Origin of the sequence: Erwinia sp. CGal63 (genome assembly GCF_037026505.1) — a bacterium.
Lineage (GTDB): Bacteria > Pseudomonadota > Gammaproteobacteria > Enterobacterales > Enterobacteriaceae > Erwinia.
This window is the reverse complement of record NZ_JAKUMN010000007.1, coordinates 105,667-131,199: the sequence shown is the minus strand read 5'-3', so window position 1 is coordinate 131,199 and position 25,533 is coordinate 105,667. Positions and strand designations below refer to the sequence as shown.

The 25,533-nt window shown below is 57.8% G+C and carries 19 protein-coding genes; 3 read left to right on the top strand and 16 right to left on the bottom strand.

The window, feature by feature from the left end; all coding sequences use genetic code 11:
• Window positions 1–15: 15 nt before the first annotated feature.
• From rodZ to MKZ79_RS18585, 6 genes are all read right to left on the bottom strand, one after another.
• Complete coding sequence (rodZ, locus tag MKZ79_RS18610; protein WP_336144129.1) at window positions 16–987, bottom strand: cytoskeleton protein RodZ; 972 nt, start codon at window positions 985–987, stop codon at window positions 16–18.
• Window positions 977–1,699, bottom strand: a complete 723-nt coding sequence (gene pilW, locus MKZ79_RS18605; protein WP_336144128.1) for a type IV pilus biogenesis/stability protein PilW — start codon at window positions 1,697–1,699, stop codon at window positions 977–979. Before pilW ends, rodZ begins: the two co-directional genes overlap by 11 nt.
• A 66-nt stretch (window positions 1,700–1,765) precedes the next feature.
• Window positions 1,766–2,926, bottom strand: a complete 1,161-nt coding sequence (locus tag MKZ79_RS18600) for a bifunctional tRNA (adenosine(37)-C2)-methyltransferase TrmG/ribosomal RNA large subunit methyltransferase RlmN (RefSeq protein ID WP_336144127.1) — start codon at window positions 2,924–2,926, stop codon at window positions 1,766–1,768.
• Between the two features lie 162 nt (window positions 2,927–3,088).
• Window positions 3,089–3,520 carry a nucleoside-diphosphate kinase gene (gene ndk / locus MKZ79_RS18595; protein ID WP_336144126.1) on the bottom strand — a complete coding sequence of 144 codons (432 nt, stop codon included), beginning with the start codon at window positions 3,518–3,520 and terminating at the stop codon, window positions 3,089–3,091.
• Window positions 3,521–3,693: 173 nt separating this feature from the next.
• Window positions 3,694–6,015 carry a peptidoglycan glycosyltransferase PbpC gene (gene pbpC / locus MKZ79_RS18590; RefSeq protein WP_336144125.1) on the bottom strand — a complete coding sequence of 774 codons (2,322 nt, stop codon included), beginning with the start codon at window positions 6,013–6,015 and terminating at the stop codon, window positions 3,694–3,696.
• A gap of 38 nt (window positions 6,016–6,053) precedes the next feature.
• On the bottom strand, window positions 6,054–11,012 hold the full coding sequence (locus tag MKZ79_RS18585) for an alpha-2-macroglobulin family protein (protein ID WP_336144124.1): 4,959 nt from the start codon (window positions 11,010–11,012) through the stop codon (window positions 6,054–6,056).
• A gap of 240 nt (window positions 11,013–11,252) precedes the next feature.
• Here MKZ79_RS18585 and sseA point away from each other — a divergent pair, with 240 nt between their 5' ends.
• Entirely contained in the window at window positions 11,253–12,137 is an 885-nt protein-coding gene (gene sseA / locus MKZ79_RS18580; RefSeq protein ID WP_336144123.1) for a 3-mercaptopyruvate sulfurtransferase, read from the top strand.
• 71 nt (window positions 12,138–12,208) lie between these two features.
• Here the strand turns inward: sseA and MKZ79_RS18575 are convergent, their stop codons facing one another.
• The 6 genes from MKZ79_RS18575 to trmJ all read right to left on the bottom strand — a co-directional run bounded on the left by MKZ79_RS18575 (window position 12,209) and on the right by trmJ (window position 18,946).
• Window positions 12,209–13,858 carry a BBE domain-containing protein gene (locus tag MKZ79_RS18575; protein WP_336144122.1) on the bottom strand — a complete coding sequence of 550 codons (1,650 nt, stop codon included), beginning with the start codon at window positions 13,856–13,858 and terminating at the stop codon, window positions 12,209–12,211.
• 235 nt (window positions 13,859–14,093) lie between these two features.
• Complete coding sequence (gene sseB / locus MKZ79_RS18570) at window positions 14,094–14,849, bottom strand: enhanced serine sensitivity protein SseB (protein ID WP_336144121.1); 756 nt, start codon at window positions 14,847–14,849, stop codon at window positions 14,094–14,096.
• A 47-nt stretch (window positions 14,850–14,896) separates the two neighbouring features.
• On the bottom strand, window positions 14,897–16,180 hold the full coding sequence (pepB, locus tag MKZ79_RS18565; RefSeq protein ID WP_336144120.1) for an aminopeptidase PepB: 1,284 nt from the start codon (window positions 16,178–16,180) through the stop codon (window positions 14,897–14,899).
• Window positions 16,181–16,296: 116 nt separating this feature from the next.
• Complete coding sequence (locus tag MKZ79_RS18560; protein WP_336144119.1) at window positions 16,297–17,469, bottom strand: IscS subfamily cysteine desulfurase; 1,173 nt, start codon at window positions 17,467–17,469, stop codon at window positions 16,297–16,299.
• 97 nt (window positions 17,470–17,566) lie between these two features.
• Window positions 17,567–18,064 carry a Fe-S cluster assembly transcriptional regulator IscR gene (gene iscR, locus MKZ79_RS18555; protein ID WP_336144118.1) on the bottom strand — a complete coding sequence of 166 codons (498 nt, stop codon included), beginning with the start codon at window positions 18,062–18,064 and terminating at the stop codon, window positions 17,567–17,569.
• 153 nt (window positions 18,065–18,217) lie between these two features.
• Window positions 18,218–18,946, bottom strand: coding sequence for a tRNA (cytosine(32)/uridine(32)-2'-O)-methyltransferase TrmJ (gene trmJ / locus MKZ79_RS18550; protein ID WP_336144117.1), 729 nt, complete (start codon window positions 18,944–18,946; stop codon window positions 18,218–18,220).
• Window positions 18,947–19,063: 117 nt separating this feature from the next.
• Here trmJ and suhB point away from each other — a divergent pair, with 117 nt between their 5' ends.
• Entirely contained in the window at window positions 19,064–19,867 is an 804-nt protein-coding gene (gene suhB, locus MKZ79_RS18545) for an inositol-1-monophosphatase (protein ID WP_336144116.1), read from the top strand.
• 59 nt (window positions 19,868–19,926) lie between these two features.
• Here the strand turns inward: suhB and MKZ79_RS18540 are convergent, their stop codons facing one another.
• Both MKZ79_RS18540 and MKZ79_RS18535 read right to left on the bottom strand, forming a co-directional pair.
• Window positions 19,927–20,928 carry a nickel/cobalt transporter gene (locus MKZ79_RS18540; RefSeq protein WP_336144115.1) on the bottom strand — a complete coding sequence of 334 codons (1,002 nt, stop codon included), beginning with the start codon at window positions 20,926–20,928 and terminating at the stop codon, window positions 19,927–19,929.
• Window positions 20,919–21,563: a DUF1007 family protein gene (locus MKZ79_RS18535; protein ID WP_336144114.1), complete on the bottom strand. Its 645-nt coding sequence runs from the start codon at window positions 21,561–21,563 to the stop codon at window positions 20,919–20,921. The genes MKZ79_RS18540 and MKZ79_RS18535 overlap by 10 nt, the downstream gene beginning before the upstream one ends.
• Window positions 21,564–21,698: 135 nt before the next feature.
• On the opposite strand from MKZ79_RS18535, the gene csiE reads away from it, so the two are divergent.
• Window positions 21,699–22,964, top strand: a complete 1,266-nt coding sequence (gene csiE / locus MKZ79_RS18530) for a stationary phase inducible protein CsiE (protein ID WP_336144113.1) — start codon at window positions 21,699–21,701, stop codon at window positions 22,962–22,964.
• Here the strand turns inward: csiE and MKZ79_RS18525 are convergent, their stop codons facing one another.
• Together MKZ79_RS18525 and glyA are read right to left on the bottom strand one after the other, a co-directional pair.
• Window positions 22,965–24,095: a 3-phenylpropionate MFS transporter gene (locus MKZ79_RS18525; RefSeq protein WP_336144112.1), complete on the bottom strand. Its 1,131-nt coding sequence runs from the start codon at window positions 24,093–24,095 to the stop codon at window positions 22,965–22,967.
• A 93-nt stretch (window positions 24,096–24,188) separates the two neighbouring features.
• Window positions 24,189–25,442, bottom strand: coding sequence for a serine hydroxymethyltransferase (gene glyA, locus MKZ79_RS18520; RefSeq protein ID WP_336144111.1), 1,254 nt, complete (start codon window positions 25,440–25,442; stop codon window positions 24,189–24,191).
• Between the last annotated feature and the right edge of the window lie 91 nt (window positions 25,443–25,533).

Here is a 25,533-nt window from a genome sequence, read left to right as displayed (position 1 = left end):
CGACCAGAAGATGCGTTACTGCGCACCGACTGTCAGGCGGGCAACCTGGTTGGAACGGATAAAACGACTCAGATCTACCGGCTGACCCTGGTACTGAATCTGAACCGCGCCCGGCGCGCCAATCTTCAGACGATAGGGCGCAGTGCCGGTGAGGCTGAGTTTACCACCACTGTGCTGAATTCCGCTGAACAGTTTCTTGCCCGTGGCATCAGAGACTTCCAGCCAGCACTCTTTACTGAAATTCATGACCAGCGCGTTGGCCTCGGCGGCTGGTGCGCTGACGCTTGCGGCGGCTGTCGGCATCTGACCGTTGTCCGCCGGCGCCTGCGAAGGCGAAACCGCTACCGGCTCGGCAGGCGCGGCCGGGCTGGCGGCGGCTGCATTCGCGGCGGCGGCAGGTTCAGCTGAATCGGCCGCGCTGTCTGCCGGTGCGCTGCGCACAGGCAGGCTGTCAATCGGCGACGCGTCGGTCGACGGCGCGCTCTCTTCACCGTTGTTCAGCGGGATCGACTGGCTGTTGGCGCTGCCTGTGCTGGCGTTCTGATCGGCCATCGAAACCAGATCTTCCTGCGCGGCCTTGTGGTTCTGCCACCACCAGGCGCCGGTCAGGCCCACCACGACAAAGAGCACCAGCCAGGTGAAGATCATCAGCCAGCCGTCACGTTTTTTGCGGCGTTTGCCCAGCGAGAAGCTCTGCATTGGCTCGACTTTGCCGGCCCTGATTGGCGTCTGCTTCGCCATCATCGGCAGCAGCTCCTCTTCCGGCACGTGTACCAACCGGGCGTAGGAGCGGATATAGCCACGCAGAAAAGTAGAGGCCAGATCCGCAGGCGACCTGTCCTCTTCAATGTCGCGTACGGTGGAAAGTTTCAGGCAAAGGCGCTCCGCCACGATCTGCTGAGAAAGGCCCATCTCTTCACGGGCCTGGCGCAGGCGTTCGCCTGTTGAATTTACTGCTGATTTATCTTGAGTGGCTTCAGTATTCATTAGCTAAAAAATGCAGGTACTGTTTCGATTGTGGAAAATTTCGCGCCAGCTGTTCCCCGGCAAGCCGGATGCTTTCCGGATGCCCTGCCCGCGCGGCGAAGCGAATCTCTAGCCACAAGCTCTGCGCCGAAGGAGCAAAGTTGCGTTGATAAACATCTAACAAGAGCCGCGACGTATCGCGCTCGTTCTTTCCAAATCGCCTTTCGGCTTCCGCCAGCAGCGCGGCGCCCTTTTCCGCATCGTTTTGCGTCGCTTTCAGCAACGCAACTCTTGCTTTCTGCGGCTCTCCTGCCCGCAGATAGCAGTAGCCGGCGTTTTCCAGGGCGTCGGCATGGCCCGCTGTGTGCGCCGCCTTGCTGAACTGCTGCCGGGCCGCATCATACTGCCCTAAAAGACAGAGAAACGCACCGTAATTATTGATTACATCGCGGTTTTGTTCTGCCAGCGCTGCCGCTTTCCGGTAATTTTCCAGCGCCGCCGCGTTGTCGCCCGCACGCTGATAATAGCGGGCCATCGCAAGCCGGCAACGGTAATCGTTTGGCGCCAGCGCCACCGCCTGACGCAGATTGCGCTCCGCCAGGGCCAGTTCGTCCTGCGCCAGCCAGGCCAAGCCTAATTGTAGTCGCGTCCCGGCCAGCTCGCTGCGCTGCGACGTCAGGCCGCAGCCTGAAAACAGCAGCGCAACCAGCAAAAAAAGTAATCCTTTATCCATCATCGCCTCCTTAACGGAAGCGATGTTACGCCCTTTAGCTCAGGGCACAAACGCAGAAGCCTGGTTTCAGAGCGCTTTCACAGAAATCGCTTCGCCAGCCATCTTTTTGCGCATGGTACGGCGCGTACGGTCAATCACCTCGCCCGCCAGCTGACCGCAGGCTGCATCGATATCATCGCCGCGGGTCTTACGCACAATAGTGGTAAAACCATAATCCATCAACACCTTAGAGAAGCGATCGATACGACTGTTCGAACTACGGCCATAAGGCGCGCCCGGGAAGGGGTTCCACGGAATCAGGTTGATTTTGCATGGCGTGTCTTTCAGCAGCGCGGCAAGTTCATGCGCGTTGTCGGTGCTGTCGTTCACGTGGTCCAGCATCACATACTCAATGGTTACGCGTCCCTGGTTAGCATTGGATTTAGAAATATAGCGGGCGACGGAAGCCAGGAAAGTTTCGATATTGTACTTTTTGTTAATCGGGACAATTTCGTCGCGAATAACATCGTTAGGCGCGTGCAGCGATATCGCCAGCGCCACGTCGATCATATCGCCCAGCTTGTCCAGCGCGGGTACCACGCCTGAAGTAGAGAGGGTTACGCGACGTTTTGACAGGCCGAAACCGAAATCGTCCAGCATGATTTCCATTGCCGGCACTACGTTGTTCAGGTTCAGCAGCGGCTCGCCCATCCCCATCATCACCACGTTGGTGATAGGACGCTGGCCGGTAACTTTAGAAGCGCCGATAATTTTCGCTGCGCGCCAGACCTGACCGATAATTTCAGAAACGCGCAGGTTGCGGTTAAAGCCCTGCTGCGCGGTTGAGCAGAATTTACACTCCAGCGCACAGCCAACCTGAGAAGAGACGCACAGCGTGGCGCGATCTTTTTCCGGGATATAGACGGTTTCCACCTGCTGACCACCAACGGTAATGGCCCATTTGATGGTGCCGTCCGCCGAGCGCTGCTCTTCGGCGACTTCCGGCGCACGGATCTCAGCCAGCTCTTTCAGCTTGCCGCGGAAAACTTTATTGATGTCGGTCATCTCATCGAAATCATCACAGCAGTAGTGATAGATCCACTTCATCACCTGATCGGCGCGGAAAGGTTTTTCGCCGAGACTGACGAAAAACTCGCGCATCTGCTGGCGGTTCAGATCGAGCAGGTTGATTTTTTCTTTTTTTGGCGTGGCGATAGCAGACGACGGGGTCACAATTTGTTCAGACATAATATTCTCTGGCCTCGTTGTTACACGTTATGGCGCTGGGGGGTTAAGGAGTATAAATGAAACGCCCCTGCACTGGGCAGGGGCGCATTATTGTACGGGCGTGGATTGAAGGGCGCAATGAAAATAAATTGTAAACGCGCCGCATTCACCGACCGGCAATAATTAACGAGTGCGTGGGCACACTTCGTTTTCGCCAAAGAAGAAGGCGATTTCACGAGCAGCGGACTCAACGGAATCAGAACCGTGGGTAGCGTTCTCGGTGAAGCTGTCTGCGTAGTCGGCACGCAGCGTACCAGCCAGCGCGTTGTCCGGGTTGGTCGCGCCCATCAGGTCACGATGACGCTGTACGGCGTTTTCGCCTTCCAGTACGGAAACCACTACCGGGCCGGAGGTCATGAATTCAACCAGGCCGTCGAAGAAAGGACGACCCTGGTGTTCTGCGTAGAAGCCTTCAGCCTGCTCTTTGGTCAGGTGCAGCATTTTGGTGCCAACGATTTTGAAGCCAGCGCTTTCAAAACGGTTAAAAATGGCACCAATTACGTTTTTTGCCACCGCGTTTGGTTTTACGATAGAAAAAGTACGTTCGATAGTCATAGTGACCCCTGTTTGATGTCGAGTTTAGCCGGCGAAAAGGCTCCCCGGCCGGGAAAATGGCGCCGATTATAGGGGGCTGAGCCAGGCTTGCCTATGGAAGATTTAATAATTTATTAAAAAAACAGGTTTTATCCCCACACTTTTATAACGGCGCCGCTCTTTTTTGTACATTATCACCGCAACTCAAAGCTGGCTGCCGCCACTTCTCCCGCTTCGTCAAGCACCGTCAGCTGGTGCCTGCCACTTTCGCTAAGCGAAAGCGATAAAGAGGCTTTGCCGTCTGCATCAGCTAACGGATTACCGTCAAGAAACCACCATCTCTGGCTTCCTTCTCCACCCTGCACGCTTACGCTAACTGTCAGCGTGGTCTGTCCCGGCAAGCGATGCAACAGCTGACCATCCCGTACGCCGGTCATCAGCAACGGGGCTTTATTTCCCGAACGCAAAGGCGGACAGCCTGCATCGATTTCTGGCAGGCGATGGCTGCGCCACTCGGCAGAGGGCAGCCAGGGCTGTAGCGCAAGCGGCCACTGAATAATTTTTTCCGCGTGAGCCTGCGGGCAGTCCGCCGCCACGCGCTGACCAGCCTCGTTAAGCCAGATGGGCTGCTGAAGCCCGGCCAGACTCTCCTGACTAACAGCCAGCAGGGTTGGCGGCGCAGTATGATCCAGCAGCCAGCTCTGCCTGCGCTGGCGACAGTTACTGTCGCCGGCAGGCAGCGGCTGTCCCCCCGGCCAGCAGATTGCTCCTGCCGTTACCGAAGCGGGCCGCGGATCGCCAGGCAGCCAGTTGCCGCGGAAAACCGGCGAGGTCATCAACAGATTGTTGACCTGATTCAGCACCGGCACCGCGCTGGCGTTGCCATACTGGCCAGCGACTGGCGTACCGTCCGGACGGCCAACCCAAACGCCAATCAGATAACGCGGATTGATTCCTGTCGCCCACGCATCGCGGTAGCCGTAGCTGGTGCCGGTTTTCCACGCCAGCGGTACTACCGCAGGCAGGACGTCATCTCCCAGCGGCTGCGCTTCTCCCGCCATAATGCGCCGGATAATCCAGGCCGCGCCCGGCGACAGCAACCGCCTTTCCTGTAGCGGCTGCTGCGGCAGAAAGCGCAATTTCGCCGCCTTGCCATGACGGGCGAAAGCGCTGTAAGCCGCGACGACTTCATCCATTCGCGTGCCGGTGCCGCCAAGTACCAGTGAAAGATTGGGCTCGGCCGCCGGCGGAAAACGTAGCTGCAGGCCGACGTTTCTTAACGCCGCGGTGAAAAATTTCGGCCCCAGCGCTTCCAGCACCTGCACCGCCGGTAGATTCAACGAGCGTACCAGCGCCTCACTGACGCTTACCGGGCCGTGAAAACCGCTGTCAAAATTGCCCGGACGATAATCGCCGAAACGTCTGGGTACATCCTGTAAAAGCGACTCCGCATGTATCAACCCCTGATCCAGCGCCAGGCCGTAAACAAAGGGTTTCAATATTGAGCCGGGCGAACGGACGCTGCGGATCATATCGACATGGCCAAAGCGGGTGTCGTCGTCCAGATCGGCGGAGCCGATGTAAGCCCGAACCTTCATCGTGGTGTGATCCACAACCAGAATAGCCATGGACGTGCGCGGCGGCAGCTGAGCTTTCCAGCCTGCGGTCAGCGCCTCCAGCTGACGCTGCATCGGCGCGCTAAGGGTAGAAACGATTTTTTGCTGCTTTGACAAAGCCAGCAGCCTGCGCGAAAGCAGCGGCGCAAGCTGAGGCACCTGTCTGGGTGCCAGCCAGACCGGCTCCTGCAGGATCTCTTCTACCTGCTTTTCTGGCCAGACTTGCAGGGTTGCCATCCGCTTGAGCACTTTGTCACGTGCCGCCTGCGCGCGCTCGGGCCAGCGATCGGGACGCAGACGGCTTGGCGCCTGCGGAAGGACTGCCAGCAGTGCAGCTTCGCCACGCGTCAGCTGTGAGGGCGGTTTGCCAAGCCATGTCCAGCTGGCTGCTCCCACGCCTTCCACCGTTCCGCCAAAGGGCGCGCGGTTCAGATAAAGGGTTAATATCTCGCGCTTTGAGAGATGCCACTCCAGCTGTAATGCGCGCCAGACCTGCCAGAGCTTGCCTCTGAATGTTCTGGGTCGGGGATCAAGAAGACGCGCCACCTGCATGGTGAGCGTGCTGCCGCCTGATACGATTTCGCCGCCGCGCAAATCCTGCCAGGCAGCGCGCAACAGCGCCTGAGGGTTGATGCCCGGATGATACCAGAACCAGCGATCCTCGTAGTTCAGCAGCGCCTGCAGATAATCCGGCGCGACATCCTCCGGCCTGACCGGATAGCGCCATATTCCATTGGCGTCGGCAAATCGCCACAGCGGCGTGCCGTCTTCCGCAACGACCAGCCGTGCAGGCGTCGCTTCAGACAGCGGCAATGGCCATAGCCGATCGGCGAGCATGAGCAGTAGCGCCAGCAGACAGGGCAGCAAAAGCCAGCGAGTATAGCGTAATAAGGTATCCATTCTGCTACGGCGCCCGCCGTTAAGCGAGCGCCTCCTGCTTAGTTAACGGTCAGGCTATCTGGCGTATTGCCCACGGCGCGCCATTGCGGAACGTACATGGATTCCACCTGCGGCGGTGGAACCTGATAGTGACCAGGCGTCACGGCTCGGGCCAGATAGAGCAGCGTCACCGGGCGATAGCCATCCACTTCCGTAGCGGCGACAAAGCGGTCGTCACGGAACTCCATATGCTTAATGCTGGCCTGCTGCATATCGCCCATCAATTCCTGTACCGCCGCCGCGCTGTCGCCCAGGCTGACCGTACTATCGGCAAGGTTCTGATTCTCCAGCTCCAGTCCGGCGGGCAGCAGATCGGTGACCAGCGCGTCCGGTACCCGGCGATCGGCCCAGACCTTAAGGCTGACCAGCACTAAATCGCCGCTTTTCAGGTTGGCGAGAGAAATCTCTTTGCCGCTGAGATCCAGGTAGCGCCGTGAAATCTGCAGAACCTGATGCGCAGGCTGTGGTGGCTGGTTAGGGTAGCCAGAAACATCCAGACGCCCATAAACCGCGCCCTCGCCAAGATTCTGCATAGCTATTCCCTCTGCAAGCTGCTCTGGCGCAAGAGAGGTATTAAGCGTTTTATTAGCGCTTAGCATCTGCTGACCTGTCATCTGCACCTGCCACGACGTGGCGCTCTCATTGCTCAGCTGATGGGCAACCAGGAACAGCGCGTTATTCTCCTGCGTGGAGAGCCAGCGCCTGCCGCTTACCTGCTGCGAAAGCTCGGTCAATAACTGGTTGCGGGTTTCCGGTAATAGCTGATTTTCTGTCAGCAGCACCAGAATCATCGCCCTGTCACGGATGTCGCTACCGTAATCTTCAAGCCAGACGTCTGTCGAAGCTCGCATCGTGGTTAGTCCTGACGCTATCGCCTTCTCCGATCTCGCCTCATCGCCCATTAGCTTCAGCGCTACGCCCAGCTGCACCAGCGCCAGACCCGATTTCGCCTGATCTCTTTTGTCATAGAGCGCGCGTAAAGCGCCAAGCGGCGCTTTTTGTTGACGCGCCAGCACCAGAGCCGCGTAGGACTGCACACCGAAACGAGCAGCATTGGCATCCTGACTGTAGTAAACGTCAATCTGCGCCGGATCCTGAAGGTAACGCAGCAGACGCGTATTGGCCTTGTCGATGACAGGTTTCGCCACATCGTATCCCTGTTCGCCTGCGCGCATCAGGAAGTCGGTAACGTAGGCCGTTAGCCAAAACTCTTCCGGGCTTTCTTTGCTCCACAGACCAAAGCCGCCGTTATCGCGCTGCATCCCCGCCAGCCGGTCAATACCAATTTCGATTGATTCTCTGCGAGCAACATCGGTACTGCTCTTGATCCCCAATGCTTTTAACTGCGCCTGGTTAGTGAACAGCGAGGGATAAAGCCCGCTGGTTGTCTGCTCCAGACAGCCATAGGGATAAGCATACAGCTCGGAAATATAGCGGGCGATATTGAGCGGCGGACGATTGCTCAGCACCAGCTGGCCTTGCAGAGTGGGCTGAGCGAGGCCGCTAAAGGCTTCGGCCGGCAGACTCCACGCTTCGCCGGTTTGCATGACGCTGCTGAAACTGCGTGTTTCGGCCGGATAAGGAGAACGTACGCCGATTTTCCACTGCTGGTTAAGCGGCGCGATGGTTTCTCCAGGCAGATTAAGGCCGGTGATTTCTGTCGATACTTCCCCCTCACCAAAGCCTGGCCGCGCGCTGACAGGAATAAACAGCGTTTTACGTTCCCCTGCCGCAAGCGTCAGCGGCAAAGGCATGGCGTTCTCAAGCTGTACCAGACCAGATGCCTTAGCCTTCACCAGCAGATTTTGCGGCGCGCCGGTAAGGTTAGTGACGTCAAAAGCCAGTCTGGCGCTGTCGCCGCCCGCCATAAAGCGCGGCGTTGCCAGCTCGCTAACCAAAGGCGCGGCGACTACGACTTTCTTTTCCGCCGATCCGAACTCTGTGGCGCTCCACGCCTGCGCCATCAACCGCAGCTCGCCATTAAACTCAGGTACGGTCAGCTCAAGCGTGCCTTCGCCCTTGTCGTCAAGCGTTACCGGCTGGAGCTGCTGGGCAATAATATTGGCGTGGGTAACCGGCTTTTTACCGCCGCGAGCAAGCGGATCTTCTTCGTCGCCGTCACCGCCGTAGCTTAAAGTCGCCAGCCTGCCAGCGCCCTCAATTAATTGTCCGTACACGTCATACTGGTCAGCGTTATAGCGTTTACGGCCAAAGAAGGCTTCCCAGGGATCGGGCGTTTTGTAATCGGTAATACTCAGCACGCCGCTGTCAACCGCGGAAAGCAGAACGTTAACCTGCCGCGGAACTTTGCCATCTTTAGTGGCGGCCTTAATCCTGATTTTCAGAGTCTGCTCAGGCCGGATTCGATCCGGAGAGAGAAGTTCGATATTCAGCCGACGGTTTTCCTGCGCCAGCGGAAGATGAAGCAGCCCCACCGCTCGCTTGGGCGTGATGCCCTGCGCTTTATCACCCTGGCGTATAACCAGCGCGCTCAGATAAAGGTCGTGGCGCTTCCATGCCGGATCGATCGGCAGCTCAATATCCTTACCTTCTGCAGGCACGGTAATTTCCTGCCGCCAGAGCGGCCCATTGCTGGACTCTACCATCAGGTAGCCTTTGCCGGCAGCGGGCGCGGTAACGTGCACGATGGCCTTATCGCCCGCCTGATAGGCAGGCTTATCGATGCTCAGCTTAACCTGATCCGGCCGCAGCGCGCCGGAACCGCCAGTATTATCCTGCCAGCTGTAGCCTGCCCAGAAGCGAATACTGCTGACTACGTTCCCTGCTGGCGCACGCACCTCCAGACGATAAGAGCCCCACTCTACCGGATAGTCAACGCGCGTGACGCCGCCAGCGGCAATAGCTATGCGCTGCTCGTCTTCAATTAAATCTTTCTGGTCATAGCGCGACTGCCAGCCTTCGTCGTCGGAAAAGCTCCAGTAGTAGTCACGTCGTTCGCGGATTAGCCGAACATCGAGATCTTCTACCGCCAGCTTTTTACCCTCGCTGTTAGCGTAAACCAGATTGAACGAGGCGACGCTGTCGCTGTCGACCATCGGCTGGCTGCGATAGCTGTCGCTGCGGTAGTCGTACATCTCTTTATTGCCGAACAGCGGCCGGATGCCAGGCAGAGCTTCTGCAGGCCAGATAGCCTGCTGAGCGCGACGGCTGACCGGACGCCCTCCCGTTTCCAGCAGACTGGCCTGCAGGATCACGCTCAGCGGCGAGTGCGTCTCTGCCCAGCTGGATTCCGCCTCGACGCTGGCATTGCCCTGCTCATCCAGCTTCAGATCCAGAGCGTCCAGGTTGCGCTTCAGGTCAGATTCGGTGATATCGCCGAACTGGTAGCCCGGCAGGCTGGCAACGGCTTCCCGCAGCGGACGTAAAAACAGCTGGCCCTGTAGCGTGTTGCCGGCGGCGGGCGCGCCATAAAGATAGCGACCGTTAATCCCGAAGCTGACGTTTTCGCTACTGGCTATGGGGTGTTCGCTGCTTTTCAGGCTCAGCGCCATCCGCTCCGGCAGGAAATCTTCCACGTCGAACGCCCAGCTACGCGTCCGGCCATCGCCGGTATCCAGGCGCAGCGACCATTTCCCGGTAGCGGCGGATTCCGGCAGCGCATAGCGGTACTGGTAAAGGCCGTTTTCCGGCTGCCATACGAATGTCCGCGCCACTTCGCCATCTGGCTTTACTACCGTGGCTTTTACCGGCTGCGGAGGAAGAGGCGCGCCGTCGGCGTCTCTCATCAGCGCGTTAAATACCACTGTTTCTCCCGGACGATAAAGATCGCGCGGACTAAACATAAACAGCTGTTTGTCATATCCTTCCGGCCCTGTCACGGCAAACTCGGCCAGATCCAACGCTGGCAGCGTCAGATCCAGCAGGGTTGTTTGCTCGCCCTGCGTGGCCAGCAGCAATTTGCCCTGCCCGTTCGCAGCCAGTTCCGCATAGCCGTTTTTATCGGTAGTGGCCTGTTCCAGCGTTCGCCCTTTTTGATCCAGAAGCGTTAGCCGGGCGTCAGGCTGCGCTGCGCCATCGTTGAGACTTTGCGCGAATATCGCCAGCTTGTCGGGAAACTGATGCAGAGATAGCCCAATGTCGCTTAGCGTAAACAACGTAGCCGGATTGGCGTAATTATATGAACCGGCCTGTTTCATCACCGCCAGGTAAACCCCAGGCTGTTTCAGCGCGGCGATATCGTTAAGCGGTAACAGCATTTTCTCACGCGTGTTGCGCTGGGGATTGAGATCGAAACGCCCACTGTAAACCAGCTCCGTTTCACTCTGTAGCTCCTGCGATTGCCAGGTCGACAGCGACGAGCCGTAGCGCCAGGAGGCAAGGAAAGCGGGCAGCGAGGCAGGTTTGACCCGGAAGAAATCGACATCGACCTTGCTGATGTTGAGCGCCAGCACCGGCAACCCTTGCGTGATCCGTGTAGGCAGCAGAGAACCGCGGCTGGCGAAGCCCACCATTGGCTGAATATCGCGCGTGGTGATTTTTTTCTGGAACGATTCTGCCAGCACCGCGCCATTTGCCGCCTTCAGGCCGCCGTCAAGCGTGACGGTCAGCTCGCGGTTTGGCGGCAGATGGCGAAACCGCAGCTCTTTTCGATTTGGCGACAGTTCCCAGCCGCCCTCGACAGCGCCGCTTTTACTGTCAACCAGATGCAGCAGGCCGGCATAATTTTGCTGGTCGTCCAGCGCAACAGAGAACGTGAGGATAAGCGTGGCGGCGCCATCCAGCTGCGCTTCCGAAGCATCGATTAACGTCAAAGGCTTACCGGCATCTTGCTTTATCGCCGCCTCGCTCAAAGGGAGCGGCGCTGGCTGCGACTGAGTAGTTTTTGCCGCTTTTTGAGCCGTAGCTGCCGACGCTTTCTTTTCATTATCATCGCACCCGCTAAGCGCCAGTAGCGAGAGGAAAACCACCAGTCCGAAAGCCCGTGTCGTGTTATTCATATTGATTCCCTGGCAAAGCCACATAAAGGCTTATTATGACGTCATCGCGCATTAAGGAAAAAGGCAATTATTCATTATTCGTAACATCTCGCAAAGTTAGTGCCGCGTTGCAGTCCGCTGTCATTAAAATGCGTAAAGCTTCCAGCTTTTCGTTTTATACCCGTCAATAAGAGTGGAAGAGCTTGAGATGCTTGCCAGGATGAAAGACACTCAGGAAACGATATTTACAGCGAGGCCGCCATGACTTCCTCTTTTTTTGTGACCGCCGACTGGCTGGCGGAACACTATGCCGATGACGATATCCAGGTGCTCGACGCGCGCATGCCGCCGGCGGGTCAGGAGAAAGTTCGCGATATTCAGGCTGAATATCGCGCGGGCCATCTGCCGAACGCGCCGTTTTTCGATATTGAAGCGCTTTCCGACCATACCAGCCCTTATCCCCATATGCTGCCGCGTCCGGAAGCTTTTGCTGTAGCGATGCGCGAGCTGGGCGTCAGTAGCGATAAACATCTGGTGGTTTACGATGAAGGCAATCTTTTTTCCGCGCCGCGCGCGTGGTGGATGCTGCGCCAGTTCGGCGTGGCGTCGGTATCGATTCTGGCCGGTGGCCTGAAAAGCTGGCGCGAAGCGGGATTCGAACTGGCCGGTGGCCTGAAAAGCTGGCGCGAAGCGGGATTCGAACTGGCTACCGGCGACGTCGCGCTGCCGGAAGCGGAGTTTGAGGCCAGTTTCGATCCGGCGGTGGTGAAACGCGTTACCGAGGTCATGCTGATCAGCCACGAGGGCGGCGCGCAAATCGTCGATGCCCGCGCCGCCAATCGTTTTAACGGCGAAGTGGACGAGCCGCGACCAGGATTACACCGTGGTCATATTCCCGGCAGCCTGAACGTGCCGTGGAACGAGCTGGTGGAGAACGGCGAGCTGAAGAAGCCTGAAGCGCTGAAGGCTATTTTCCAGCGCCAGGGCGTGAAGCTGGACGAACCGGTCGTCGCCAGCTGCGGCTCCGGCGTAACGGCGGTGGTGGTAATTCTGGCGTTGAATACGCTGGGTATGAAAGAGGTTACCTTGTATGACGGCTCCTGGGGCGAATGGGGCAGTCGCGACGATCTGCCGATCGCGCCCTGATTGCCATAAAAACGGCCGCCTTCTCAGAGGCGGCCGGAAAGAGGCGTGACGGATAGCGTCGAAGCTTCAGGCTATTTCCTGACAGGCATCGTCAGCGGAATCGACATTTCATGCCGGAACAGGTTCAGCGGATCGGCCGCGTTTTTCAGCGATATCAGCAAATTGGCATTATCGCCATAGTAGAGCTGCAGCCACTTTGGATCTATTGTCTGGGTCGAGCCTGCCACGTACTTCATATCAATATCGGGATAATTGATATAGCAGCCCTGGTAGTGGCCATCATCAGGATAAGGCTTACCGCCCTGATCGGCAAAATAGTCCGTGTAGAGTTTTTGCAGCCACTGAATGCAGTGACTGTCATTCTCTTCTTTCGTCCAGTAAACCTGGAACTGCGTTTTTAACAGCGAGCTGCGTTGCACAACCGAGGTTGGATTGCTGGTTTCGTTATTGGCGTTAATACAGCCGCCATAAGAATCTATCTGCACCAGCGCCTTAGTCAGCAGCGGATCGTCCGAGCCGTTCAGGTTATTCCACAGCGCGGTGATTTCCGTGTCGCCGAAATTGCCGACCTGATAAGCCGACTTATATTTTCCTCGCTGGTTATCGCCGGAGCCGTTAATAGTCTGCGTAGCATAGAGCCAATCCATCAGGCGCGCGTCGCTGACGGCATCCCGGAAAGGTTTTTTGCCCGTTTCCTGAAGAGGGCCATGACGTCCTGCGGGTTCCACCACGTGCGGCGTTACGCCTGCGGCCGCATTCATGGTGTTCACAAAATCAATAAAAGGCGTGGCCTGGCCGGTACCGTCCACGCGGCCATCACTGCCCGTGTACTGCACCAGCAGATTAATATTGCCGGTAGAACGATGCTGTAGCTTCAGCAGCGTGAAAAGACCGCCGTTGGCTTTGGTGATGTCGCTACTGTTCCATTCCGTATTATGGGTAGAAAACCATTGCCAGTAGGCTTTCAGGAAAGTACCGAACTGCGCCTGAGTCGAAAAAGTGCTCCACGGATAAGAGAGCGTTAACAGATAAACCTGCTGCGGCGCCGCAGGCAAATCTTCATAGTAATAATTTAAAATAATGCCGAAATTGCCGCCGCCAGCGCCGCGACAGGCGATAAACAGCTCGCGATCCGTTCCGGTACTGTTCAGATTAACGTGTTTGGGCTCAAGCGTTGTGCCATCTGCGGAAGGCACCAGAATATCAATTCCTGACAGCCAGTCGACGGTTAAGCCATGCAGACGCGAAAGCAGGCCGTAGCCGCCGCCCGTGACGTGTCCGCCCGATCCGACGGAATAGCAGGAGCCGCCGGGAACGGTGCGATTTGCCAGCTTATATAAGCTTACGTAGCCATCCCAGTTTTGATTTCCCGTCGCCGCGCGGAAACGATATTTCGCCGTGCTGTCGTAAGGTGAAACCACGGTTTGATCTTCGCTAAACTCCATGCCCGTCATCAGGCTCAGATCGATAATGCCCAGCTCGCTCGATTCGTTCGCCAGTTTGTTGCTGACAAAGCCCTCATAACAGTGCCCGCCGCTACGAACAGTGATGCGCTGCCCTTTAGCCAGCGCCGCGTTCGCTGCAGCCAGCACCTCATCGGGTGTACGACAGACATAAATATTATTGGCGTCTCTGCCGCTGTCCGGCCAGCGTAAATTAAAGCCTTTTTTGAGAGTTTCAAACCTTGTGTCAGCGTTATCGATGTTAACAAAATCGCTCATAATATTACCTTCCTGTTCAGGGGTTAATCGGCAAGTACCGCTGCCTGAATCTCGCCAGGGGAAACTGTTCAGGCGAGAGGAAAGTAACGCGTTAAACGCTTTTTTTCCGGACGACGATCGCACTTAAATGGCGATTAATAAATTAATAAATAAGTGGATTTTTATTAAAAAATTCTTATATATTTCTGCGGGGCGAAACTGCCCGGCGCGTAGCGCTATCCGGGCGGGGAGTGATTTACAGAATACGATCTTGTTTAAGCGAACGCAGAAAACTGCCCCATCTCCGCTCATAAAAAGGCGTGATATGGGCAGTAAAAAAGTGGCTGATATTATCGTTGTCCACCACTTCGCAAATATCTACCGGCTCGTCTTCCGGTAGTGTATCGGTCGCCACGCTGCCGGCAGCCTGAATAATGGTTTCGATATCGCTGTCGGCTTCAATGCCAATCAACAGATTCGGCTGCTGTTCCGCCGACTCTTTGATATGCGCTACCCAAGCGCGCCGTACCTGTTTATGTTTGGCGAACAGCTGGGTCAGCGAAGCGATGACCTGCGCTGGCGGCTCGGCAATCTCTGAAAGCAGCAGCGTGGTACCGCCTTCCAGCACCGTCTGCTGGCTCAGGGCGTTGCCCTCTTCCCGCAGCAGATTGCCGATTTCCACAGGCGAAAACTCTTTGCCGACGGGCAGCTTTGGATTCAGAAACAGCGTTTCGCCCTGGGTCATGGCGAACAGCGTGCGCACCGGCATAACGAGGAACGGCTGCTCTTCGGTAACCGCCTGCTGCAGCGCGCGCTCGGAGGTGAAAAAAGGAATAATGCTGGTGCCATCCTCTTTTTCCCAATGCGTCAGTGACACGTCGACCTGTTCCGCGCTTTCGCCCGGCACCCAGACGCTGGCATCCAGCAAGAGTTTAAAAAATTCCGGGCGGTGCGCGGGTTCGGTCGCCGCCAGTTTCAACACCTCTTCCAGGCGCTGGTTGATTTCATTCATTGCTTGCATCCGGTAAAAGCGCCGGGCGACAGGCCCGGCGCTACGTTCTATTTCAGCAGCAGGTTCGCCACGGTACGTACGCCCAGCCCGGTCGCGCCGGCTGACCACTGCTCCACAGCGCCCTTGCGATAGGTCGCTGAACAGTCGATATGCAACCAGCCCTGCTGATAATTTTTCACGAAGTGCGACAGGAACGCCGCTGCCGTGCTGGCGCCTGCGGTATGCGAAGGCGCGGCGATATTATTCAGATCGGCGAAGTTGGAAGGCAGATGGCCGCGATGGAACTCGGCCAGCGGCAGGCGCCAGAAAGGTTCGTTTTCACTGGCGGCGCTGTCAAGCAGCGACTGCGCCAGAGTATCGTCGAAGCTGAACAACGCATGGTAATCGTTGCCGAGCGCCATTTTCGCCGCGCCGGTCAGTGTCGCCGCATCAATCATCAGCTCAGGATTCTGCTCGCTGGCGTCAATCAGGCCATCCGCCAGTACCAGGCGCCCTTCCGCGTCCGTGTTCATTACCTCGACGCTTTTGCCGTTGCGGTAACGAATAATATCGCCCAGGCGGAAAGCGTTGCCGCTGACCATATTGTCAGCGCAGCAGAGGTAAAGCTTCACGCGTTTTTTCAGGCCGCGATCGATCGCCAGCGCCAGCGCGCCGGTCAGCGTCGCCGCCCCGCCCATATCGGACTTCATGGAATCCATCGATCCGCTCGGCTTCAAACTGTAGCCGCCGGTATCGAAGGTGATGCCTTTGCCGACCAGGCAGGCGAACACAGGCGCATTCTCGTCACCCGTCGGATTGTAGTCCAGCGTCAGCAGCGCGGGGCTGCGCGTAGAGCCGCGCCCTACGGTATGAATGCCCGCATAGCCCTGAAGGCGCAGGTCTTCGCCTTTGGTGATGCGGTAGCTGACGTTGTCGCAGGCGACGCCGCACAGCAGATCGACCGCGCGCTGCGCCAGCTGCTCCGGGCTCAGCTCTTCCGCCGGCAGGTTGATGGTGTCACGTACCCAGTCGACGATCTTCAGTCGGCGATCGAATTCAGCGCGATCTTCGTCGCTCAGCGGCGCCCAGTCGACTTTTCTTTCACCTTTTGGGCCGCGATAGCCCTGCCAGAAGGCCCAGCTTTTTTCCCCATCCCAGTCGCCCTGCAAACTGACGTGACGAATGCCCTGACCATCGATTTTCCGCGCCGCGCGCTGGATGATGGCCAGCTCGTCGCCGCCGGTGAGATGAATCGTCATGCCGCTGTCGTTGCTGGTCAGAATTGCTTTTTCGCCCCAGCGCGCGTCTGCCGCTGTCGTCGATAGCCTGATGATCATTGGCGTGGTTGTCATCGCCTCGCTCCTTGTCAAAAAATAGTTACGCCAACCCGATAAAGTTGGATGCGTTCGCCTGCCAGATTAACAGAATAAATAAAAAACGGGCTAAAGAGCCCGTGGTTCTGAAAAGTTTAGCGGGATGAGCGCTGGGGAGAAAGATCGCGCAGGCGGACAATCGCTTTCCGCACCAGCTCGATGGCGTATTCAATCTCTTCGCCGGTGGTGAAACGACCCAGCGAGAAGCGCAGCGAACTGTGCGCCAGCTCCTCGCTCAGGCCCAGCGCGCGCAGCACGTAGGAAGGTTCCAGGCTGGCCGAGGTGCAGGCGGAACCGGAAGAGAGCGCCAGATCCTTCAGCGCCATAATCAGCGATTCGCCATCCACATGCGCAAAACTGACGTTGAGGATATTCGGCGCGCTCTGCTCCAGGCTGCCGTTGAGATAAACCTCGTCAATTTCGCTCAAACCAGCCCATAACGTCCGGCGCAACAGGTTCAGGCGCGCGCTTTCGCCGCTCATCTCTTCTTTTGCAATGCGGTAGGCTTCGCCCATGCCGACGATTTGATGAACGGGCAGCGTGCCGGAACGCATGCCGCGCTCATGACCGCCGCCGTGGATCTGCGCAGCGATGCGGATACGCGGCTTTCTGCGCACGTAAAGGCCGCCAATGCCTTTCGGCCCGTAAAGCTTGTGGGCGGAAAAAGACATCAGATCGACTTTCAGCATGCCGAGATCGACCGGCAGCTTGCCAACGCTTTGCGTGGCGTCAACGTGGAACAGGATACCGCGCGCCTGGCACAGCTCGCCGATAGCGGCAATATCCTGCACCACGCCGGTTTCGTTATTCACGTGCATAACAGAAACCAGAATGGTGTCGTCGCGCATCGCTTCCTGCAGCTGCTGCAGCGTGATGATGCCATCGGGCTGAGGCTGCAGATAAGTTACCTCAAAGCCTTCGCGCTCCAGCTGGATACAGGTGTCCAGCACCGCTTTGTGTTCCGTCTGGCTGGTAATGATGTGCCGGCCTTTCTCCTGATGGAGTTCGGCGGCGCCTTTAATGGCCAGGTTGTCGGATTCGGTGGCGCCGGAGGTAAAGACGATTTCACGAGGATCGGCGCCGATCAGGTCGGCCACCTGGTTGCGGGCGACGTCGACCGCTTCTTCAGCCTGCCAGCCAAAGCGGTGAGAGCGGGAAGCCGGATTACCAAAAGTGCCGTCCATAGTCAGACACTGCGCCATCTTTGCCGCGACGCGGGGATCGGCTGGCGTGGTGGCGGCGTAATCAAGGTAAATCGGGACTTTCATTGCGTTGAACTCCATCGGGTCATTTAGCGCGACCGATGAGCGGCGACTATCGTCCCGACAGAGTATAAGAGGACGACGGCTTGCGCCGCCGCTTTAATCAGGCGCGCAGATTGACGTTAATCGTTTCATGCAGGCGGCCGGCTGGCACGCGCGCTTTTTCTGTGTTGTTCTGGCGATCGGCCACATCCAGGATCTCCTGGTTGTTCACCAGTTCCGCCAGCGTAATGTTGTTCAGGAAGTCGCTGATACGCTCGCTCAGGTCGCGCCACAGCACGTGCGTCAGGCAGCGCTCGCCGCCCTGACAGCCTTCTTTACCCTGACATTTGGTGGCGTCTACAGACTCATCTACGGCGGTGATAACCGCGCCGACCGCGATCGCGCCAGCTTCTTTACCCAGCAGATAGCCGCCGCCCGGGCCGCGAACGCTGGCCACCAGGCCGTTTTTACGCAGGCGCGAGAAGAGCTGCTCCAGATAAGACAGGGAAATGCCCTGCCGCTCGGAGATATCGGCTAAAGGAACCGGCCCTTCATGTGAATGCAGCGCAACATCAAGCATAGCGGTAACGGCATAGCGGCCTTTGGATGTCAGTCTCATGGCGTAAACGACCTCGGTTGTTCGTGAACAATTGATGGTCGCAGTCTGCCATTCCTGAGTGATTTGGTCAACTATTTAACCTGGTAAATCACTCAAGTATTTAACCTGGTAATTCACTCAACTATTACCGCCGCTTTTTTAGGCTTTCAGCGACTACTTTTCGCTCTTCGGCTTTTCCAGCGAAGAGAGCATGCCGCGCAGAATATTCAGCTCGTCGCGCTCCGGGCGCGCTCGCGTGTACAAACGGCGCATTTTGCTCATCACCTGGCCGGGATTGCCTTCACGGATAAAGCCGCTTTTCACCATCATCTGTTCCATATGCTGATAGAAGCGTTCTAAATCATCGACCAGCGGATAAGGGGACTCTTCATACTCTGGCTGCGCGGTTTCCTGCGACTGTAGAAACGCCATACGCACTTCATAAGCGATGATCTGCACCGCCATCGCCAGGTTCAGCGAGCTGTATTCCGGGTTAGCGGCGATCGCCACGTGATAGTGGCATTTTTGTAGCTCTTCGTTGGTCAGGCCCACGCGCTCGCGGCCAAATACCAGCGCGACCGGCGCCTGTTGCCCTTCCTGCACGCTTTTAATGCCGCATTCGCGCGGATCGAGCATCGGCCAGGGCAGCGAGCGCGAGCGGGCGCTGGTGCCGACCACCAGGCTACAGCCGGTCAGCGCTTCGTCCAGCGTGTCGACGATATGCGCCTCGCCGATAACGTCGCTGGCGCCGGCGGCCAGCGCGATCGCCTGCGAGTCCGGCTTGACCAGCGGATTAACCAGATAAAGGTTGGTCAGGCCCATGGTTTTCATCGCGCGAGCGACGGAGCCCATATTGCCGGTGTGAGAGGTTTCCACCAGCACGATTCGGATATTCTGCAGCATAGGAATTCAGGTCTGTGAGATAATTTGCGGATGTTAACATATTTTCAGGACTTTTACTGAACCCCCTGTTATAATCCGCGCCGTTTTCCGTTCTTTAAAATCCAGTGAGAGAGACCGATGCATCCGATGCTCAACATCGCCGTGCGCGCTGCGCGCAAGGCCGGTAATTTAATTGCCAAAAATTACGAAACGCCAGACGCCGTTGAAGCCAGCCAGAAAGGCAGCAACGACTTCGTTACCAATGTTGACCGCGACGCCGAGCGCCTGATTATCGAGGTGATTCGCAAGTCTTATCCTCAGCACACCATTATTACCGAAGAGAGTGGCGAGCTGGCAGGAACAGACCAGGATGTGCAATGGGTTATCGATCCACTGGACGGCACCACCAACTTTATCAAACGTCTGCCCCACTTCTCCGTTTCTATCGCCGTGCGCATCAAAGGCCGCACCGAAGTGGCGGTGGTTTACGATCCAATGCGTAATGAACTGTTCAGCGCCGTTCGCGGCCAGGGCGCCCAGCTGAACGGCTATCGTCTGCGCGGCTCAACCGCTCGCGATCTGGACGGCACCATTCTGGCGACCGGCTTCCCGTTCAAACTGAAGCAGCACGCCACGCCTTATATCAATATTGTCAGCAAGCTCTTTACCCAGTGCGCCGATTTCCGCCGCACCGGTTCCGCCGCGCTGGATCTGGCCTATGTTGCCGCTGGTCGCGTGGATGGCTATTTTGAAATTGGCCTGAAGCCGTGGGATTTCGCCGCAGGCGAGCTGCTGGTGCGTGAAGCGGGCGGCCTGGTGACCGACTTTGTTGGCGCACATGGTTATATGCACTCCGGCAACATCGTCGCGGGCAACCCGCGCGTGGTGAAAGCGATGCTGGCGTCCATGCGTGAAGAGCTGAGCGAAGCGCTGAAGCGTTAATTCACAACGCTGCTCTCGTGGAATAAAGGCTGAACGCAGGTTCAGCCTTTTTTATTGGCTTAAAAGAGAGGCCGAATGCCGCCGGAGAGCGCAGGCTGCGCGCTCAGCCACAGGATCGCGCCGATAGCCAGCAGCAGCAAACCGCCTGCCAGCGACAGCGAAGCCCGGATAAACTCGCCCCGCCCGTTTTTCCCGCTGCTCAGCTTTAGCGCCAGCGCGCGCGAAACCTGCACCAGCAGCGCCATCGCCGTCACCGTCACCGCCGTGCCGACAGCCATCGCCAGCGCCGACAGCACGCCCCACCAGTAAACGCCAATCACTTTCGAAAACAGCAGCATCATAATCGCGCCGGAGCAGGGTCGCAGCCCCATCGACAGCACCACCAGCGCTTTGGTTTTGCCGCTGACCGCCTTCGCCAGCATTTCCCTGTCCGGCACGTGCTGATGACCGCAGCCGCAATGCTCGTGGTGTTGATGCGCGTGGCCCTGCCCCGCAGGAAGAAGGCGATGGATAGTCAGCCGTGGCTTTTTCAGCAAGCGCGCAATTCTGATTCCCGCGCGCCCGCACAGCCAAAAACCCAGTCCGATGACCAGCAGATAGCTGCCCTTCTCCAGCCAGTAGCTGCCAAGATGCAGCTGGCGGGAAGAGAGCTGCAGCACCATCAGCATTATCGTCACCAGCGCGATCGCCACGCCGCCCTGCAGCACGGCGGCAGCCATCGTCAGCTGCATACTGGTTTTCATTTTTGTCGGATGGGTAGCCAGAAAGGTGGCGATCACCACCTTGCCGTGGCCAGGGCCAAGCGCGTGCAGAATACCGTAAGCCAAACTGAACCCCATCAGCGTAAGACCAACCTTGTGCGGCTGGCTGGCTACCTGCTGCAGCAGCGCGGTCATTTCGCGATGCAGCTCCCGCTGCCAGACCACGCTCTGCAGCAAAATTTGCGGCCAGTACAGCCAGACCGCGATGCCTGCGGCGGCAAACAGCGACAGCAAAAGATAAAGCGGCCATGCCTGGCGCCAACCGCTGCGGGAACGTTGCGGTACGGAGATTACTGACATAGCAGCGTGACCTTCTGTGCGAACTGGCGGCCCAGATCCATATCCTCCGGCGGCGCGTCCGCTTTATCGAGCGACAGCGCGTAAGCCTGTAAAGAGGCGTCGGGATTCGGCGTTTGCAGCGTAAATCGACACCGCTGCGCCAGGTCGTCGGAAAGGTGCAGCGATTTCTCAGAAGCGAAGGTCATATCGACAAAGTAAGTGGGATCGAAAATGGAAAAAGTGTAGCGCTGCCCGGCCAGCGGCTGCGGCTCGCTCAGCGGCAGAATAAACTCCAGTACGGCTTTGTTTCCCTCTCTCAACAGCCGGTATTCCGGCGGTAAGTTGCCAAATTTCACCGGTTTGCCTTCGTGCCAGAACTCGGTGAAGTAGTGCTGCCCCATGACGTTCGCCATCACCTCGGCGGCCAGTTTTTTCCAGATAACCGAATCGGGTTTGGCTTTGCCGGCGTCATACAGCAGATCGGCGGAGGTAATCTCATCCATTACCCAGTGCATCTTCAACCCGGTCAGCCTGTCGCCCTGGTGAACCGGCGTTGCCTGCATACTGATAAAACTGTGGGGATGACTCCATGCCAGAGGCGCGATCGTCAGCAGCGTGGTAGCCAGCAGTTTGACATAAATGTTATAACGTAACAATATGAATTCCTCAGGCGATCTGGTCCTGTTTTTGTGACCTGTCTTAAAAGCTACAAAAAAACCCACGGACTGTCGGTATAGTCACCGGCAGGCAGGCTATCCTTAGCGGGATACTTTTAACAGAGACGGCAGACAATGACTGAACCCCTAATCGGGCCGGCTGCTTTCTCCAGTCCGCAGCGGCGCTGCCACCTGCTTTTACTGCTTTACCTCCCGACCAGTGTAACCCTGGACTTAATATGCCAGCTAAACGGCGTGGATCGTTTTGTAGCCCGGCAAGATATAGCGGAGGTGACGGCAGAAATCCAGCGCTATCACCGGCTTGCTGTGGTACAGCAGGCCAGCGACAGCTACGAGATCGCGGGTGAGGAACTGGATCGGCGGCTATGCCTGCTGCACTGGCTTCGACGCGCGCTACGGCTGTCGCCCGATTTTATTCGCCACCATTTCTCTCCGGCGCTCAGGCAGCAGCTGCAGCAGCTGCAGATGGAAAAAGCGCTGTATGACGATCGTAATCTGAACGCGCTGGTGCAGCACTGCGCGCAGGGTTTATCACGGGAATTTTCCCCACGCGACTGCCAGTTTCTGGCGCTCTATATGCAGCATGCGCTGGGCCGTCAGGCGCGCATGACTTTCAACGAGTCGCAGCAGACCTGGCTGGCGAAGCGTGTTGAGTATCGCGTCGCGCAGGAGATTGCACGACACTGGCAAAAACGCTGTAAGGCCGCGCCGGAGGCGAATGTCGCCTGTCTGTTTGCGCTGCTGTTCAGCCAGCTTCACACGCCGACCATCGCCACTATTCGTCACGATTACGAACAGCAGCTGCTTGACGATATACAGCGGCTGATCGAGCGCTTCCAGACGCTTTCCGGCTACCGCTTCGGCAATGCTCAGGGACTGTGCGAACAGCTCTATACGCATCTGGCGCAGGCGCTGGAGCGTTCGCTGTTCGGCATCGGCATTGATAACACGCTGGCGGAAGAGGTAATCCAGCTCTATCCCAGGCTGCTGCGCACTACGCGCGAGGCGGTTGCGCTATTCGAGCAGCGCTACGAGTTGCGCTTTTCTGAAGAAGAGCTGGGGCTGATCGCCATTATTTTTGGCGCCTGGCTGATGCAGGAGAACGTGCTGCAGGAAAAACAGATCCTGCTGCTGACCGGAAGAGATGACGCGCTGGAAAAAGAGATTGAGCAGCAGCTGCGGGAACTGACGCTGCTGCCGCTGAGTATCAAATATCTGGACGTGGCGGAGTATCAGCGCAGCGGCGCGCCAAAAGGCGTGGCGCTGGTGATTACCCCTTACGCCACGCCGCTGCCGCTTTACTCGCCGGCGTTGATTCACGCGGAGCTGCCGCTGCAGCCCTACCAGCAGGATCGCATCAGGCAGCTGCTGGAGTCCTGATTATGCCGCTCGCGGACGCAGGAAAAGCGTCGGCACCACCAGCAGCGCCATGACCCAGAAGAGATGGCCGTGCAGATGCTGGAACAGCAGGCCGCAAACCACGGTCATGACCGCAATGCCGCCGCCCATCGCCAGTGCCGAATAGACGGCCTGCAGACGAATCACCTCGGCGCCTTCTCTGGCCGCGATAAAGCGCATCGCCGCCAGATGACAAACGGTAAAACTGCCGCAGTGCAGGATTTGCGCCACAATCAGCAGCGGCAGCGCGGTAGTGGAAGCCATCAGGCTCCAGCGAAGTAGCGCGCAGACGCCGGAAAGCAGCAGCAGATCCCGCGCGCTCCAGCGCCGGAACAGCCGGTTGCTGCTGGCGAAAACGATAATTTCCGCCACCACGCCCAGCGACCAAAGATAGCCCACCACGCTCGCCGAATAACCCGCTTCCTGCCACCAGATAGCGCTGAAGCCGTAATAGGCGGCATGCGCGCCCTGCATCAGGGTGACGCAAAACAGAAAACGCCAGGCGGATTTCAGCAATCGCCGCCACTCCGGCCAGCCTGCGTGGGCAACCACTTTTTCGCCGCCCTGCGGCATCGTCGCCGGACGAAGCAGCATACCGGCAAACATCGCCGCGACGCCCGCGCAAAGCATCCACAGGATCGCCTGGTAGGAGAAAGCGTTAACCAGCACGCCGGTCAAAGCCGAACTGATCACAAAAGCCAGCGAACCCCATAGCCGCACAGGCCCATAAGGCATAGCGATCTGCTGCTGCCAGGTCGCAGCCAGCGCGTCGCTGAGCGGCACCAGCGGCGAAAAGAAGAGATTGAACCCGATCATCACCAGCAGCAGCCAGGCCCAGAAAGCGCCGACCCAAAAGCCCAACACGCACAGCAGCGACAGACCGGCCAGCAGGCGCAGCACGACAATCAGACGGGAAGGATTGGTAACGCGGGAAGCGATAAGCAGACTGCCGGTAAAGCGGGAAACCATGCCGACACCTAACAGCAGGCCGATCTTTTCGGCATCCAGGCCGACGCCTTTCAGCCAGACCGCCCAGAACGGCAGCCAAACGCCATAGGCGAAAAAGTAGGTGAAATAACCCAGCGCGAGCCACCAGGCAGAACGAAGTGCCATTTTTCCTCCGGCAAAATTCAGGCAAAAAAAACGGGGCGCAGCGCCCCGTTTCGTTGTAATGCCAGCTCGCGGGATAATCATCCCGCCGATTTGTTACGCGTAAACCGGGAAGCGGGCGCAGAGTTCCAGCACCTGCTTCTTCACGCGTTCGATGGTCGCTTCGTCGTTGACATTATCCAGCACGTCAGCGATCCAGCCAGCCAGCTCGCGCACTTCCGCCTCTTTAAAGCCGCGACGGGTCACTGCTGGCGAACCGATACGGATACCGGAAGTCACAAACGGGCTTTTCGGATCGTTCGGCACGCTGTTTTTGTTCACGGTGATGTTGGCACGACCCAGCGCCGCGTCCGCTTCTTTACCGGTCAGGTTTTTGCTCACCAGATCGATCAGGAACAGATGGTTATGGGTGCCGCCGGATACGATGTCGTAACCGCGCTCCAGCAGAACCTCCACCATAGCTTTGGCGTTTTTGGCGACCTGCTGCTGGTAAACTTTAAACTCTGGTTCCATCGCCTCTTTAAACGCCACCGCTTTACCGGCGATCACGTGCATCAGCGGGCCGCCCTGGCCGCCAGGGAAAACGGCAGAGTTCAGCTTTTTGTAAAACTCTTCGTCGCCGCCGTTTGCGAGGATCAGACCACCGCGCGGGCCAGCCAGGGTTTTATGGGTAGTAGAGGTAACGATATGCGCGTGCGGCACCGGGTTCGGGTAGACGCCAGCGGCGACCAGACCTGCTACGTGCGCCATATCGACAAACAGGTAAGCGCCGATGCTGTCGGCGATTTCACGCATTTTTGCCCAGTCGCAGACGCCGGAGTAAGCGGAGAAGCCGCCGATGATCATTTTTGGCTGGTGCTTCTGCGCCTGTGCGGCCAGATCGTCATAATCGATTTTGCCGGTTTCGTCGATGCCGTAAGGCACCACGTTGTAAAGCTTGCCGGACAGGTTAACCGGCGAACCGTGGGTCAGGTGGCCGCCGTGCGCCAGATTCATGCCCAGAATGGTGTCGCCCGGCTGCAGCAGCGCGGTATAGACGGCGAAGTTCGCCTGCGAACCGGAGTGCGGCTGCACGTTGGCGTAGTCGGCGCCAAACAGCTCTTTGGCGCGATCGATCGCCAGCTGCTCGACGATATCAACATATTCGCAGCCGCCGTAATAGCGTTTGCCCGGATAGCCTTCCGCATATTTGTTGGTCAGCTGAGAACCCTGCGCCTGCATTACGCGCGGACTGGTGTAGTTTTCCGAAGCAATCAGTTCGATGTGCTCTTCCTGACGCACTTTCTCCTGCTCCATTGCCTGCCACAATTCGGCATCATAATCGGCAATATTCATATCACGCTTTAACATCCGCTTCTCCTGACTCAGCTAACAATCTATTCGGCATTGAACGGCCCTTTTGGGCGAAGGCCAACAGTGTAAACCGTTTTGCCTGTTCAGG

Bases quoted from the DNA above. Each gene is read 5' to 3' on its own strand.
- MKZ79_RS18525 (WP_336144112.1), bottom strand. From the start codon at position 24,095: ATGGCACTTCGTTCTGCCTGGTGGCTCGCGCTGGGTTATTTCACCTAC.
- sseA (WP_336144123.1), top strand. From the start codon at position 11,253: ATGACTTCCTCTTTTTTTGTGACCGCCGACTGGCTGGCGGAACACTAT.
- suhB (WP_336144116.1), top strand. From the start codon at position 19,064: ATGCATCCGATGCTCAACATCGCCGTGCGCGCTGCGCGCAAGGCCGGT.
- sseB (WP_336144121.1), bottom strand. From the start codon at position 14,849: ATGAATGAAATCAACCAGCGCCTGGAAGAGGTGTTGAAACTGGCGGCG.
- iscR (WP_336144118.1), bottom strand. From the start codon at position 18,064: ATGAGACTGACATCCAAAGGCCGCTATGCCGTTACCGCTATGCTTGAT.
- glyA (WP_336144111.1), bottom strand. From the start codon at position 25,442: ATGTTAAAGCGTGATATGAATATTGCCGATTATGATGCCGAATTGTGG.
- trmJ (WP_336144117.1), bottom strand. From the start codon at position 18,946: ATGCTGCAGAATATCCGAATCGTGCTGGTGGAAACCTCTCACACCGGC.
- rodZ (WP_336144129.1), bottom strand. From the start codon at position 987: ATGAATACTGAAGCCACTCAAGATAAATCAGCAGTAAATTCAACAGGC.
- MKZ79_RS18585 (WP_336144124.1), bottom strand. From the start codon at position 11,012: ATGAATAACACGACACGGGCTTTCGGACTGGTGGTTTTCCTCTCGCTA.
- ndk (WP_336144126.1), bottom strand. From the start codon at position 3,520: ATGACTATCGAACGTACTTTTTCTATCGTAAAACCAAACGCGGTGGCA.
- pilW (WP_336144128.1), bottom strand. From the start codon at position 1,699: ATGGATAAAGGATTACTTTTTTTGCTGGTTGCGCTGCTGTTTTCAGGC.
- MKZ79_RS18540 (WP_336144115.1), bottom strand. From the start codon at position 20,928: ATGTCAGTAATCTCCGTACCGCAACGTTCCCGCAGCGGTTGGCGCCAG.
- pbpC (WP_336144125.1), bottom strand. From the start codon at position 6,015: ATGGATACCTTATTACGCTATACTCGCTGGCTTTTGCTGCCCTGTCTG.
- pepB (WP_336144120.1), bottom strand. From the start codon at position 16,180: ATGACAACCACGCCAATGATCATCAGGCTATCGACGACAGCGGCAGAC.
- csiE (WP_336144113.1), top strand. From the start codon at position 21,699: ATGACTGAACCCCTAATCGGGCCGGCTGCTTTCTCCAGTCCGCAGCGG.
- MKZ79_RS18600 (WP_336144127.1), bottom strand. From the start codon at position 2,926: ATGTCTGAACAAATTGTGACCCCGTCGTCTGCTATCGCCACGCCAAAA.
- MKZ79_RS18575 (WP_336144122.1), bottom strand. From the start codon at position 13,858: ATGAGCGATTTTGTTAACATCGATAACGCTGACACAAGGTTTGAAACT.
- MKZ79_RS18560 (WP_336144119.1), bottom strand. From the start codon at position 17,469: ATGAAAGTCCCGATTTACCTTGATTACGCCGCCACCACGCCAGCCGAT.